The sequence below is a fragment of the Inquilinus limosus genome (assembly GCF_002195995.1).
Classification (GTDB): Bacteria; Pseudomonadota; Alphaproteobacteria; order DSM-16000; family Inquilinaceae; genus Inquilinus; species Inquilinus limosus_C.
Genome location: NZ_NHON01000130.1, coordinates 1 through 12604, shown reverse-complemented (window position 1 = coordinate 12604; position 12604 = coordinate 1). Strand labels below are relative to the sequence as shown.

Genomic DNA, 12604 nt, shown 5'->3' with positions numbered 1-12604 from the left:
CCGTCATTGCGAGCGCAGCGAAGCAATCCATGCAGCCGCTCTTGCGGGCCGATGGATTGCTTCGTCGGCTGCGCCTCCTCGCAATAACGGCGAGGGGATGGTGCCGTGAAGAGCTCGCGTCAGCCGGAGCGGTGGTGTGTCAGTCCGCTACCCCTGCCAGCGCCGGAACAGCACGCTGGCGTTGACGCCGCCGAAGCCGAAGCCGTTCGACAGGGCGTGCTCGATCCGGCCGGGCCGCGCCTGCAGCGCCACCAGGTCGATGCCCTCCGCGTCCGGGTCCGGATTCTCCAGGTTCAGCGTCGGCGGCATCACCTGGTCGCGCAGCGCCAGCACGGTGAAGATCGCCTCCAGCCCGCCGGCCGCGCCCAGCAGGTGGCCGGTGGCCGATTTGGTGGCGCTCACGGCCACCGTCCCGCCGGTGCCGAACAGGGTCCTGATCGCCGCCATCTCGCCCTTGTCGCCGACCGGGGTCGAGGTAGCGTGGGCGTTCAGGTGCTGCACGTCGCCGGGCTCGATCCCGCCTTGCGCCAGAGCGATCTCCATCGCCCGGCGGGCGCCGTCGCCATCCTCCGGCCCGGCGGTCATGTGATATGCGTCGGCGGTGGTGCCGTAGCCGATCAGCTCTGCGATCGGCCGGGCGCCGCGGGCCAGGGCGTGGTCCAGCGCCTCGATCACCATCAGCCCGGCGCCCTCGCCCATGACGAAACCGTCGCGGGCCTGGTCGAAGGGGCGGGAGGCGCGCTCCGGCGTCTCGGTGAAGCCGGTCGACAGGGCGCGGGCGGCGGCGAAGCCGCCCAGGCTGACGCGGTCGATGCAGGCCTCGGTGCCGCCGCACAGCGCCACGTCGACCTCGCCGGCGCGGATCATCCGGGCGGCGTCGCCGATGCCCTGCACCCCGGCGGCGCACGCGGTCACCGGCGCGCCCATCGGGCCCTTGAAGCCGTGGCGGATCGAGACCTGGCCGGCGGCCAGGTTGACCAGGAAGGCCGGCACGGTGAAGGGCGACAGCCGGCGCACGCCCTTCTGGTCGGTGGTCCGCACCGCCTCGACGATCGAGGGGAAGCCGCCGACGCCCGAGGCGATCACGGTGGCGGTGCGCTGCCGCGCCCGGTCGTCGGCCGGCCGCCAGCCGGACTGGGCCACCGCCTCCTCCGCCGCCGCCATGGCGAACTGGATGAAGCGGTCCATCTTCTTCTGGTCCTTCGGCGGCACCGCCACGTCGGGGTCGAAGCCGGCCTCCGGATCTTCGGCGATCGATGGCACCACGCCGCCGACCTTGGCGGCCAGGTCGGCCACCATCTCCTCCGGCAGGCGGCGCAGGCCGGACCGGCCGTCCAGCAGCCGGCGCCAGCTGGCCTCGACGCCGTTGGCGAGGGGCGACACGGCGCCCATTCCGGTGACGACGATGCGACGCATCTCAGGCTCTCCTCATACCGGAACAGAGTCCGCGTTGCGGCCGTTCCGACGCTCCAGCAGCAGGGCGACCCGTTCCCGATAGGCGGGCCGGGCGTCGGGGCCCGGGCGGAACGCCGCCGTCTCCGGGGTGATCGGCGTGCCGCTGCGCCGGTCGATCAGAACCGGCTCCATCGGCTGGCCGTCGGCGCGGCCGGCGACCTGCACCAGCACCTTGCCGCCGGTGGCGTGCCGGCTGCCCCAGGCGCCCAGCGCCGCCAGCACCGGGAACACCTCCCGGCCGGCGGCGGTCAGCCGGTACTCATGGCGCAGCGGCCGCTGCGAATAGGCATGGCGCTCCAACAGGCCGGCCTCGACCAGCCGCTTCAGCCGCCGGGCCAGCATGTTCGGGGCGATGCCCAGGCTCTGCTGGAACTCGTCGAAGCGGGTCAGGCCGATGAAGGCGTCGCGCAGGATCAGCAGGCTCCACCACTCCCCCAGCGCGTCGAGGGAGCGGGCGATCGGGCAGTCCATGGCGGCGAAGCTGGTGCGCTGCATGGCGCCGGTTACTACCGCAGCAGCTTGCATGTTGCAAGTAACATGCGCCGTTCCGGCGCGCCTCACGAGGTGGGATCAGGGCTGTCCGTCGTCCTCGCCCGGATAGTCGTCGGCGGTGAAGGACCCGAGCCTGGCCACCTGCTCGGCATCGCCCGGCGACAGGGCGCCCTCGAAGACGTCGACCCGCTTCCAGTTCGGGAAGGGCTGGCGGCCGTGCTGGTCGGGAAGATGGGGCGACGGGACGGTGCCGTTCGAGCGGTGGATGTAGCGCCCGCAATTCAGGAACAGCCGCTCCGGCACGACCCGGACGATGGATCGCGCGCCGGGATAGGATGCCAGGAGCGGATCCTCGTCCCGCATCGTCGCCACGCCCTGGACGCGCAGCCGCCGCGGCCGCTCGAAATCGATGAACAGCATGCCGATCCGCGGATCGGCCTGGATGTTCCCGAGGGACAGGAACATGCCGTTGCCGTCATAGGTCGGGAAGGCGAGGCTGCCGTCGTCGAGGACCCGGACGAAGCCGCGCGGCCCGCCCTTGTAGGAGACGGTGGGCCGGCCGAGCTGGTCGACGGTCGCCAGGAAGAACATCGATGCACCCTCAATGAAGGCGCGCTCGGTCGGCGGGACATCGGTATAGGCCAGCTCCGCCAGCCGGTCGGCGAGGCGGCGCGTGCCGTGCTGGTCCTGGAGGCGGCGATGGCTCGGGCCGTAGAGGTCACTCATCGGTTGTCTCCTGGGGCTGCGTCCGACAATCGCGGCCGGCGTCTCCTCATGCCGTCGCCGATGGCGAGGGGCGGCCGGGCGCCCGGTCGCGGCGGATCGCGTTCCCGGCATCCGCCGCGGTCGCGAACAGGGCGTCGAGCCGGGCGCGCTCGCCCGCCGTCTTCGGCAGCAGAAGCCCGGCCGCGACATACACCGTGACATTGAGGACCAGCGCGACGGTGCCGGCGGTCAGCCCATAGGCCCAGGGAACCCCGACCGGCCACAGCACCTGCAGCGTGCCCGCGACGGCGATGCCCGAGAGCATCGATGCGATGGCGCCCTCGCGATTGCCGAACCTGGTGAAGATGCCGAAATAGAGCGGCACCGAGATCTGCACCATGAGCTGGAAGGCGAACAGGGCGACGGTGAACAGGCTCGGCAGCGGCAGGCAGGCGATGAACGCCGCGCCGAAGGTGATGGCCGCCATCGCGATCTGCGAGGCGACGATGAGCGCCCGCTGGCTCATCGGCCGGCCGTCTCGGCGCAGGGCGGCGAGCACGTCGTTGGCGATCTGGGCGCCGCTCGATTGCACCGTCGCATCGATGTTGCCCATGGACGCGGCGAACACCACGGTGCCCGCCAGCGCCAGCAGCCAGGGGCCTCCGGCCGCGAGGGTCAGCGTGAACCACGCTTCGTCCGGTGCCGCGGCCACATCCGGCCGGCCCAACGCCAGCATCGCCATGAAATAGAGGCCGGACATGAACACCAGGGCGATCGGCGCGCAATAGGCGGAGGAGCGCTTGACGCTGCGGATGCCCGAGCCCGTGTAGAGGCGGACGAAGAGGTCCGGCCAGCAGAGGCTGCACAGCAGCGGCAGCAGGGTCAGCGAGAAGAACAGGAGCGGCATCGGCGTCCCGGGGCCGGGCAGCGCCAGGCGCCCGGGCGGCACCGCGGCGAGGCTGGCGCCCCCGGCATGGAGCCAGGCGATGACGGCGATGACGAGGACGCTGCCGACGCCGTAGGCGACGATGCCCTGGAACAGGTCCGAGATGACGATGCCGCGCATGCCCATGCGAATGGTCCAGGCCTGGCGCACCGTCATGACGGCGACGCCGAGCACGACCGAGGTGGTGAAGTCGAGATGGCCGAGCGACAGGGCGTGGAACACGGCCCCGAGCGACTGCATGCCCAGCACCATCCAGGGGAACAGGCCGGCGACGCCGATCAGGGCGGCGATGATCCGGATCGCGCGGGAATCGAACCGCAGGGCCATCAGATCGGGCTGGGTCCTGAGGTCGTAGGCCGCTCCCCAGACCCAGACGCGGTCGGCCATCAGATACATCACCAGCGGGGCCAGCATGATCGACAGGATGCCGATGCCGACCGCCCCCGAGCCGGCGACGAAGCCGACGGAGCTGATGAAGACCGTGCCGGGAAGATAGGTGTTGAGGAAGGCCATCGCCTGGTAGAAGCCGCCGAAGGAGCGGCCGGCGACGGTGAAGTCGCTGAAGTTCCGGTCCGCCACATAGGACCGCTGCAGGATCAGGACCACCGCGGCGAAGAAGGCGGCCAGGACGCCGAAGGTGATGACGATGCCCATGGCTCACCGCCCATCCGGGTCGGTGGCGCGGATCGCGGGGTCGCTGAAATAGGCGGCCACCACGCTCGCGGCGATGAAGACGCTGGTGCCGAACAGGTAGACCAGGATTGCGGGCGCGCCGAGCACGGTGGCGTTGCCTCCGGCCGCCCAGTGCAGCGGGGGAAAGAGCGCGAGCAGGAGGTCGAGCGCGAACCAGAGATAGATGATGATGGGCAGCCGCGGGGACATCCGACGCTCCCGTTCGGGACGGCCGAGCCTGCCGCTGCCTGCGGACCGCCGGCCTGGGCCTGTCAGCGTCGCCGTCACCGTCGGGGGCCGCCAGGGCAATCTTCCCGCAAAGGCTTGGGATGGTTGCCCGATCGCAGGGGCCGCCGCCGGTCGGGAGCGACCGGCTCCGTCCGCTCAGGGCGGCGGGAAGCGGCCCAGCGCGCCCAGCAGCGCCTTGTTGAACTGGTCGGGCGACTGGATCTGCGGCGCGTGGCCTTCGCCGGGGAAGCGGATCAGGTTGGCGCCGGGGATGCGCTGGGCGGCGGCGCGGCCCAGCTCGGCATAGTTGCCCAGGCGCTGCGCCACCTCCGGCGGGGCCAGCGCCTTGCCGATCGCGGTGGTGTCGCGCTCGCCGATCATCAGTGCGGTCGGGGCGCGGATGCGCTCCAGCTCGTAGACCACCGGCTGGTTGAACACCATGTCCGAGGTCAGCGCCTGGTCCCAGGCCACCTGCCGGCCGCCGTCGCCCTGGTACATGCCGGCCAGCATCTGCACCCAGCGGTCGTAGTCCGGCTTCCATTCGCCGGCGTAGTAGGTGGCCTGCTGATAGGCCTTGATGCTGTCGGCACTGGTCTTCAGCTCGCCCTCGAACCATTGGTCGACGGTCTGCTGCGGCACGCCCGCGGCCTTCCAGTCCTCCAGCCCGATCGGGTTCACCAGCACCAGGCCGGACAGCGCGTCGGGGAAGGCCAGGGCATAGCGCATCGCCAGCATGCCGCCCATCGAATGGCCCATCACCACCGGGCGCTGGATGCCCAGGCTGTCCAGCAGCGCCTTGGTGTTGGCGGCCAGCTGGTGCAGCCCGAACTGGTAGGCCTGCGGCTTGGTCGATTTGCAGAAGCCGATCTGGTCCGGCGCGACGACTCGGTACCCCGCCTGCAGCAGCGGCCGCATCACCCCGTCCCAGGTGGCGCCGCAGAAGTTCTTGCCGTGCAGCAGCACCACGGTGCGGCCGTTCGGCTTGTCCGGCTGCACGTCCATATAGGCCATCGACAGGTCCTGGCCCTGGGACTTGAAGTCGAAATGCTGCACCGGGAACGGGTAGTCGAAATCCGCCAGCATCGGGTCGGCGACCGCGGTCGGGGCGGCGGCGAGGGTGGCGAGCAGGGCGGCGGCCAGGGTCAGGCGTCGGATCATCTCTCTCCTCGGGGCGGCCGGGATCGGTGCTGCCGGGTTAACGTCGGACCGCCGCGCATGGCACCGCGCGGATCGTCGCGCCCGGGTCAGCGCGGCCCGGTGTAGAAGGCCGGCCAGTGGCGGCGAGCATGGTCGCCGTCCGCGGCGAAAACGTGGCAGCTGTCCAGCAGCACCGGCCGCTTCGCTGGATCGGCCTCCCCGGCGCGCTCGCGCGACAGGATCGGGAACACGGTCTGGAACGCCGTCGTCGCCATTGGGCCCAAGAGCTCGACCAGATGGGTGCAGCCCCTGGCACCGCCCACCCGCTCCTTCACCGCGCGGGTGAAGCCGGGGCCGATGCTCAAGCCCACCAGCGCCTGGAAGGCCGGCGCGATCTCCGGGCACAGGGCGTAGGGGCCGTGCTCGGTCTCCGCCTCGACCGCGACGATGGCCAGGCCGTCATCGACCGTCAGCCGGATCCGCATCTGGTGGATCGGCGTGCCCGGCGTGATGGCGCCGCGGAACGCGTTGCGGAACTCATAGGCCTTGGTGTCGACCAGATGGCCTTCGATGTCCCACAGCCCGTCGGCGCGGCGGAAGCCTTCGCAGGTCACCCGGCGGGTGTGGATCGGCTCGCGCGCGGCGGGGGCGGAGAGGGGCATCGGGTCAGCCTTCCTCGGGCTCGACTTCCGCCGGCGGCGTGACCCGCACGGCAGTGATCTGGTTGCGCTGGCGCCGCAGGATCTCGAAGCGGAAGCCGTGGAAGGTGAAGGCCTGGCCGACCTCCGGCAGGTGCCGCGCCTCGTGCAGCACCAGCCCGGCGATGGTCGAGGCCTCGTCGTCCGGCAGCCGCCATTCGAAGCGGCGGTTCAGGTCACGGATGGTCACCGTGCCGTCGACCAGGAAGGTGCCATTGGATTGCGGGCGGACGCCGGCCACCGGCAGATCGTGCTCGTCGACGATGTCGCCGACGATCTCCTCCAGGATGTCCTCCAGCGTCACCACGCCCTTCAGGTCGCCGTATTCGTCGACGACGATGGCGAAATGCTCGCGCCGGGTGCGGAAGGCGTGCAGCTGCTCCAGCAGGCTGGTGGTGTCCGGGATGAACCAGGGCCGGGTGGCGATGCGGCGGATGTCCAGCCGGTCCGGGTCGCCGCCGGCGGCCTGCAGCGCCCGCAGCACGTCCTTGGCGTGCAGCACGCCGACGATGTTCTCCAGGCCGCCTTGGCACAGCGGCATGCGGGTGTGCGGGCTGTTCAGCATCGCCGACACCACCTCGCGCGGCGTCAGCTCGGCATCGATCGCCTCGACGCTGCGGCGATGGGTCATGATCTCGGAGACGTAGACGTCGCCGAGGTCGAGGATCGAGCGCAGCATCTGCCGCTCCTGCGCCACCTCGGCCTCGCTGCCGCGATGCAGCTCGATGGCCCCGCGCAGCTCGTCGACATAGTCGGCCAGCCCGACCCGGCTGGGATCGGCGCCGAACAGCCGCAGCACGCCGCGCACCAGCCAGTTCACCAGCCGCACCACCGGGCCCAGCAGCCGCACCACCGCCTGGACAGCCGGGGCGATGCCCAGCGCCGCGCGGTCGGCGTGGTTGATGGCATAGGTCTTGGGCAGCACCTCGCTGAAGATCAGGATCAGCGCGGTCATCACCACCGTGGCCACCGGCACCGCCGGGGCGCCCAGCACCGACACCAGCAGGCTGGTCGCCAGCGACGAGGCCAGGATGTTGACCAGTGTGTTGCCCAGCAGCAGCGCGCCGATCAGCCGCTCCTTCTGCTCGCGCAGCCGGTTGACGATGCCGGCCCGCTGTAGCCCGTGCCTCTCCAGCTGGTGCATCCGCGCCCGGCTGGCCGCGGTCAGCGCCGTCTCCGACCCCGAGAAGAAGGCCGAGGCCAGGAGCAGTGCGACGATGCCGGCAAGATAGAGCAGGAGGACGAGGTCGTCGGACATGGCGGCCTGCGGGGGCGGGGATCAGGCGGCGATGGCGTCGGCCAGCACCGCGGCCACCGGCTCGGCCGGCACCTCGCTGGTGACGAAGGCCTGGCCGATGCCGCGCACCAGGATGAAGGTCATGCGTCCGTCCTTGACCTTCTTGTCGCGGGTCATGTGGTGCAGCAGCGCGCCGACCGACCAGGCGCGGTCGCGGGCCGGGCGGGTCGGCAGTCCCACCGCCTCGAGGTGCCGGGCCAGCCGGTCGCGGTCCGCCGCCGGGCACAGGCCGAGGCGGACGGACAGGTCGAAGGCCATGACCATGCCGATCGCCACCGCCTCGCCATGCAGCAGCGCGTCGCCATAGCCGGTCTCGGCCTCCAGCGCATGGCCGAAGGTGTGGCCGAGATTCAGCAAGGCACGCTGCGCCGCCTCGCGCTCGTCCTGGCCGACGATCTCGGCCTTCATCTCGCAGCTGCGCTTGACGGCCCTGATCATGGCGTCGCCGTCGCCGGCCAGCAGCGTCGGGCCGTGCTCCTCGAGCCAAGCGAAGAAATCGGCATCGCCCAGCGCGCCGTATTTCGCCACCTCGGCATAGCCGGCGCGCAGCTCCCGCGCCGGCAGGGTGGCCAGCAGCGCGGTGTCGGCCAGCACCAGCAGCGGCTGGTGGAAGGCGCCGATCAGGTTCTTGCCGTGCTTGCTGTTGACCCCGGTCTTGCCGCCGACCGAGCTGTCGACCTGGGCCAGGAGGGTCGTCGGGATCTGCACGAAGTCGAGGCCGCGCAGCGCCGTCGCCGCGGCGAAACCGGCCAGGTCGCCGACCACGCCGCCGCCGAGCGCCACCAGCAGCGTCCGCCGCTCCACGCCCAGCGCCAGGATCCGGTCCAGCAGGTCGGCCAGGACGGCCATCGACTTGGTGGCCTCGCCCGGCGGCACGGTCAGGGTCTCGGCCGTGATGCCGGCGGCGGCCAGCGACGCCTCCAGCGCCGCGCCGTGCAGCCCGGCCACCCGGGCGTCGGCGACCACGATCACCCGCTTGCCGCGGCCCAGCGCGGTGATGCGGGCGCCGGCCTCGGCCAGGGCGCCGGGGCCGATGACGATGTCGTAGCTGCGCGGGCCCAGCCCGACGCGGATGGTCTCTCGTGTCATGTCAATCCGTTCGCCCCGCGGGCGCTGTTTCTTCCGCGGCCGCGGTCGCGGCCAGATGCGCGTCGATCGCCGCCAGAACGCGGTCGACCGTCTCCTCGACCGGCCCGTCGCGGCTCTCCACCGTCAGGTCGGCCAGGGCGTAGATCGGGTGCCGCCGCTCCATCAGCTCGGCCAGCAGCGTCTTCGGGTCGCCGCCCCGCAGCAGCGGCCGGTTGCTGCGCTTGGCGGTGCGGGCGGCCAGCACCGCCAGATCCGCCTTCAGCCAGACCGACAGGCCGAGCTCGGCGATGACATCCCGGGTCTGCGGGTCCATGAAGGCGCCGCCGCCGGTCGACAGCACCTGCACCGGGTCGCGCATCAGCCGGGCGATCACCCGCCGCTCCAGGTCGCGGAAGGCGGGCTCGCCATAGCGCGCGAAGATGTCCGGGATGGTGCAGCCGGCCGCGGTCTCGATCTCGTGGTCGGCGTCGACGAAGCCCAGCCCCAGCCGCGCGGCCACGCGCTTGCCCACCGCGGTCTTGCCGGCGCCCATCAGGCCGACCAGGACGAGGGTGCGGGGCAGGGGGCGGTGCAGCGTGGTGATCATCGATCCTCTTCCGGGCCCGATTCGGGCGTGGCTGGCAGGGCTGGCGGTTTGCCGCCGTCCTGCCGACGGCCTAAGATAGGGTTGCGCCGGGCCCGCCGCATCTGCTTTCTCCAGCCCTGGCCCGCGCATCGGCCTGGTTTCACACCTGTCAGGGGTCCGTCTTGGCTCGTCGTCGTTCGAAGTCCCGCTTTTCGCAAGGGTCCGGTGGTGGTGGTGGCGGCGGGGGCGGCGGCCTCAGCCGGGTGCTGGCGATCGCCGTGCTGCTGGTCATCGTCGGCGGCGGCGTCGCGCTGACGGTGATCGATTTCCGGCCGCCGACCCAGACGGTCGAGAAGACGATCCCGAACGACACGTTCAAGTAGCAGAGTGGCCGAGGCCGCCGCCCCGAAGCGCCGCCGCGGCCGGCCGCCGGCGCCGCGGCTCCTGCCCCCACCCGCGGTCGAAGCCTTCCTCGACATGCTGGTGGCGGAGCGCGGCGCGGCCGCCAACACCCGCGAGGCCTATGGCCGCGACCTGCTCGACCTGAACCGCTTCCTCGAGGCCCGCGGCGGCGCCGTCGACCGCGCCGGCACCGACGATCTGCGCGCCTATCTCGGCGATCTGGCGCGGCGCGAGGGAGCGAAGGGCGGGCGCACGGGCGCCCGCACCGCGGCCCGGCGCCTGTCGGCGATGCGGCAGTTCTACCGCTTCCTGGTGTCGGAGGGCCGGCGCCAGGACGATCCGTCCGGCGCGCTCGACTCGCCGGCGCTGGGCCGGCCGCTGCCGAAGCTCCTGTCCGAGGACGAGGTCGAGGAGATGATCGGCGCGGTCTCGGGCCTGTTCGCCGATCCGGAGCGGCTGGCCGAGGGGCTGCGCCTGCTGGCCCTGCTCGAGATCCTCTATGGCGGCGGCCTGCGCGTGTCCGAGCTGGTCGGGCTGCCGCTCTCGGCCCTGGCGCGGGACGGAAGGGCGTTGATCGTGCGCGGCAAGGGCGACAAGGAACGGCTGGTGCCGCTGTCGGAGCCCGCGCGCGACGCCATCGCGGCGTACCTGCCGCATCGCGGCGTCTTCTTCGTCAAGGGCCGCGACCGCGGCTTCCTGTTCCCGTCGCGCACCGCCCGCGGCGGCTGCCTGACCCGGCAGCGATTCGGCCAGCTCTTGAAGGACTTGGCGGTCGAGGCGGGGATCGAGCCCGGCCGGGTCAGCCCGCATGTGCTGCGCCACGCCTTCGCCACCCATCTGCTGTCGCATGGCGCCGACCTGCGCTCGGTCCAGACCATGCTGGGCCATGCCGACATCGCCACGACCCAGATCTACACCCATGTGCTGGGCGACCGGCTGCAGAGCCTGGTGGCCTCGGCCCATCCGCTGGCGAAGCTGAAGCGCTCCTAGGCCCCCTGCGGCCGGGCGAAGGTCCACAGCCGGTTCGCCAGGAAGCCCCAGACCAGCATGACCAGCGTGGTCGCGGCCTGGGCTGGCAGGTAAGGCACGCCGAGCCGGTCGACCAGCAGCGCCATCAGCAGCGCCGTCCAGGCGAAGCCGGAGGCGGCGACCGCAGCGAAGCGCCAGCCCGCCTCGCGATGCGGCCGGCCGCCGGTGAAGGTCAGACGCCGGTTCAGCCCGTAGGAGATCAGGCCGCCGGCGACATAGCCCGCCAGCGTCGCCGGCAGCGGCGCGGCGCCGCCCGATTCGACCAGCCCGACCAGCAGGGCGTAGTGCATCGCCGTCGCGGCCGCGCCGACGCCGGCATAGCGGGCGAACTGGCGGGGCATCGCGGGGGTCTGGAGAGCCAGCATGCGGCCAGTCCTGGCACGGCGCAGGGGCCGAGTCACATTGCATTGCCGTAAGCAGATGGAGGCCTTTCGCGCTCGGGGACCTTTTGACAACGTCCAACCCCCTTACCGTCATTGCGAGGAGGCGAAGCCGACGAAGCAATCCAGGGGCCGGTGCGCACCGGCCCCTGGATTGCTTCGCTGCGCTCGCAATTGTCTGTTGGATAGAGGGTAGAAAGGATCATCCCGCGAGAGTGGGATGCTCTGGTCCGGGTGGCCACCCGGACCAGAGCGCGGAAAGACNCGAAGCAATCCAGGGGCCGGTGCGCACCGGCCCCTGGATTGCTTCGCTGCGCTCGCAATTGTCTGTTGGATAGAGGGTAGAAAGGATCATCCCGCGAGAGTGGGATGCTCTGGTCCGGGTGGCCACCCGGACCAGAGCGCGGAAAGACAGACCGTCTCGCAATGGGGCTCGACGCCCGCCGTCATCCGGGTCGTCTTTCCGCTTCCCTTGCAACGCTTGATGAGTTGAAGGGGCCTCTTCGTCCAACCGGCGAACGCCCGCAGACAATCACAAGCTGCTGGAGGATACCCTCCCATGACCTCTGTCTCCAACCCGGCGTCCCGCTTCATCGGCTGCGATGTCGGCAAGTCCGCCATCGTCGTCTTCGACGACGCCACCGGACGGACCCGGACCATCGCCAACCAGCCCGAGAGCCTCGCCCGCTTCGCCGCCGGACTGGACAGCTCCTGCCTGGTCGTCTGCGAAGCCACCGGCGGCTATGAAGCTGCCCTGCTCGAGGCTCTCCTCGCCGCCAACGTCCCGGCCCACCGCGCCGACGCCCGCAAGATCAAGGCCTTCATCCGCTCCTTCGGCACGCTGGGCAAAACCGACGCCCTCGATGCCAAGGCCATCGCCCGCTATGCCAGGGAACGCGACCCCCAGCTCCCGCGCTGGCTGCCTCCCGACCCCGATCGCGCCACCCTCCAGGCCCTCGTCCTCACCCGGCACGACCTCGTCCGCCAGCGCACCGCCTTCTCCAACCGCCGCCAAGCTCCCGCCGCCGAACCCGTCCGGGCCTACCTCGATGACCTCCTCGCCTGCATCGCCCGGCAGATCAAGGCCATCGAGCTCAGGATCGCCGCCATCCTGAAGGCCTCACAACCCCTCAAACGCGACGCTGACATCCTCACCTCCATCCCCGGCATCGGCTTCAAGACCGCCGCCGATCTCCTCGCCCTCATGCCTGAACTCGGCTCCCTCGACCGGCGACAGGCCGCAGCCCTCGCCGGCCTCGCCCCTCACTCTCGACAAAGCGGGCGCTCCGATGCCTATCGCCACACCAAAGGCGGCAGATCCGAGCTCAAACGCGCTCTCTTCATGGCCGCCCTCGCCGCCAGAAATCACCACCCCACTCTCAGGCCCTTCTTCCTCAAACTCCTCGCCAACGGCAAAAAACCCCTCGTCGCCATCGTCGCCGTCATGCGCAAGCTCCTCATCATCGCCAACGCCAAACTCAGACCTCAACCCCAACTGAGTTGATGACG

Annotated in this window: 14 protein-coding genes; 3 read left to right on the top strand and 11 right to left on the bottom strand. The window is 71.2% G+C overall.

The features are described 5' to 3' along the window. Nucleotides 1–147: 147 nt before the first annotated feature. From fabF to BWR60_RS33190, 10 genes are all read right to left on the bottom strand, one after another. On the bottom strand, nt 148–1416 hold the full coding sequence (fabF, locus tag BWR60_RS33235) for a beta-ketoacyl-ACP synthase II (protein ID WP_088157147.1): 1269 nt from the start codon (nt 1414–1416) through the stop codon (nt 148–150). Between the two features lie 12 nt (nt 1417–1428). After that, complete coding sequence (locus BWR60_RS33230) at nt 1429–1980, bottom strand: winged helix-turn-helix transcriptional regulator (protein WP_088157145.1); 552 nt, start codon at nt 1978–1980, stop codon at nt 1429–1431. 45 nt (nt 1981–2025) lie between these two features. After that, on the bottom strand, nt 2026–2673 hold the full coding sequence (locus BWR60_RS33225) for a pyridoxamine 5'-phosphate oxidase family protein (protein WP_179222053.1): 648 nt from the start codon (nt 2671–2673) through the stop codon (nt 2026–2028). 46 nt (nt 2674–2719) lie between these two features. Beyond that, on the bottom strand, nt 2720–4252 hold the full coding sequence (locus BWR60_RS33220; protein WP_088157141.1) for a sodium:solute symporter family protein: 1533 nt from the start codon (nt 4250–4252) through the stop codon (nt 2720–2722). A gap of 3 nt (nt 4253–4255) precedes the next feature. Continuing rightward, a complete protein-coding gene (locus BWR60_RS33215; protein ID WP_088157139.1) occupies nt 4256–4480 on the bottom strand; it encodes a hypothetical protein in 225 nt (74 codons plus the stop codon). 174 nt (nt 4481–4654) lie between these two features. Continuing rightward, nucleotides 4655–5656 (bottom strand): alpha/beta fold hydrolase, encoded by a 1002-nt coding sequence (locus BWR60_RS33210; protein ID WP_088157137.1) that lies wholly within the window; start codon nt 5654–5656, stop codon nt 4655–4657. 86 nt (nt 5657–5742) lie between these two features. After that, nucleotides 5743–6297, bottom strand: coding sequence for a DUF2889 domain-containing protein (locus BWR60_RS33205; protein ID WP_088157135.1), 555 nt, complete (start codon nt 6295–6297; stop codon nt 5743–5745). A gap of 4 nt (nt 6298–6301) precedes the next feature. After that, nucleotides 6302–7591, bottom strand: coding sequence for an HlyC/CorC family transporter (locus tag BWR60_RS33200; RefSeq protein ID WP_088157133.1), 1290 nt, complete (start codon nt 7589–7591; stop codon nt 6302–6304). 21 nt (nt 7592–7612) lie between these two features. Further along, a complete protein-coding gene (aroB, locus tag BWR60_RS33195; protein ID WP_088157131.1) occupies nt 7613–8719 on the bottom strand; it encodes a 3-dehydroquinate synthase in 1107 nt (368 codons plus the stop codon). Nucleotide 8720: 1 nt separating this feature from the next. Beyond that, nucleotides 8721–9305: a shikimate kinase gene (locus tag BWR60_RS33190; RefSeq protein WP_088157129.1), complete on the bottom strand. Its 585-nt coding sequence runs from the start codon at nt 9303–9305 to the stop codon at nt 8721–8723. A gap of 161 nt (nt 9306–9466) precedes the next feature. Between BWR60_RS33190 and BWR60_RS36670 the strand changes: the two genes are divergently transcribed. Together BWR60_RS36670 and BWR60_RS33185 are read left to right on the top strand one after the other, a co-directional pair. Continuing rightward, on the top strand, nt 9467–9667 hold the full coding sequence (locus BWR60_RS36670) for a hypothetical protein (RefSeq protein WP_144445846.1): 201 nt from the start codon (nt 9467–9469) through the stop codon (nt 9665–9667). 4 nt (nt 9668–9671) lie between these two features. Next, nucleotides 9672–10676 (top strand): site-specific tyrosine recombinase XerD, encoded by a 1005-nt coding sequence (locus BWR60_RS33185; RefSeq protein WP_230983260.1) that lies wholly within the window; start codon nt 9672–9674, stop codon nt 10674–10676. Here the strand turns inward: BWR60_RS33185 and BWR60_RS33180 are convergent. Beyond that, complete coding sequence (locus BWR60_RS33180) at nt 10673–11080, bottom strand: GtrA family protein (RefSeq protein WP_218823795.1); 408 nt, start codon at nt 11078–11080, stop codon at nt 10673–10675. The two genes, BWR60_RS33185 and BWR60_RS33180, sit on opposite strands and share 4 nt — an antisense overlap. 574 nt (nt 11081–11654) lie before the next feature. On the opposite strand from BWR60_RS33180, the gene BWR60_RS33175 reads away from it, so the two are divergent. After that, a complete protein-coding gene (locus BWR60_RS33175; RefSeq protein ID WP_088157127.1) occupies nt 11655–12599 on the top strand; it encodes an IS110 family transposase in 945 nt (314 codons plus the stop codon). Nucleotides 12600–12604: the final 5 nt, after the last annotated feature.

Excerpts from the sequence above, each read along its gene's own strand:
- BWR60_RS33190 (WP_088157129.1), bottom strand. The coding sequence starts at position 9,305 with ATGATCACCACGCTGCACCGCCCCCTGCCCCGCACCCTCGTCCTGGTC.
- BWR60_RS33225 (WP_179222053.1), bottom strand. The coding sequence starts at position 2,673 with ATGAGTGACCTCTACGGCCCGAGCCATCGCCGCCTCCAGGACCAGCAC.
- aroB (WP_088157131.1), bottom strand. The coding sequence starts at position 8,719 with ATGACACGAGAGACCATCCGCGTCGGGCTGGGCCCGCGCAGCTACGAC.
- BWR60_RS33210 (WP_088157137.1), bottom strand. The coding sequence starts at position 5,656 with ATGATCCGACGCCTGACCCTGGCCGCCGCCCTGCTCGCCACCCTCGCC.
- BWR60_RS33230 (WP_088157145.1), bottom strand. The coding sequence starts at position 1,980 with ATGCAAGCTGCTGCGGTAGTAACCGGCGCCATGCAGCGCACCAGCTTC.
- BWR60_RS33215 (WP_088157139.1), bottom strand. The coding sequence starts at position 4,480 with ATGTCCCCGCGGCTGCCCATCATCATCTATCTCTGGTTCGCGCTCGAC.
- BWR60_RS33205 (WP_088157135.1), bottom strand. The coding sequence starts at position 6,297 with ATGCCCCTCTCCGCCCCCGCCGCGCGCGAGCCGATCCACACCCGCCGG.
- BWR60_RS33180 (WP_218823795.1), bottom strand. The coding sequence starts at position 11,080 with ATGCTGGCTCTCCAGACCCCCGCGATGCCCCGCCAGTTCGCCCGCTAT.
- BWR60_RS33200 (WP_088157133.1), bottom strand. The coding sequence starts at position 7,591 with ATGTCCGACGACCTCGTCCTCCTGCTCTATCTTGCCGGCATCGTCGCA.
- BWR60_RS33220 (WP_088157141.1), bottom strand. The coding sequence starts at position 4,252 with ATGGGCATCGTCATCACCTTCGGCGTCCTGGCCGCCTTCTTCGCCGCG.
- BWR60_RS33175 (WP_088157127.1), top strand. The coding sequence starts at position 11,655 with ATGACCTCTGTCTCCAACCCGGCGTCCCGCTTCATCGGCTGCGATGTC.
- fabF (WP_088157147.1), bottom strand. The coding sequence starts at position 1,416 with ATGCGTCGCATCGTCGTCACCGGAATGGGCGCCGTGTCGCCCCTCGCC.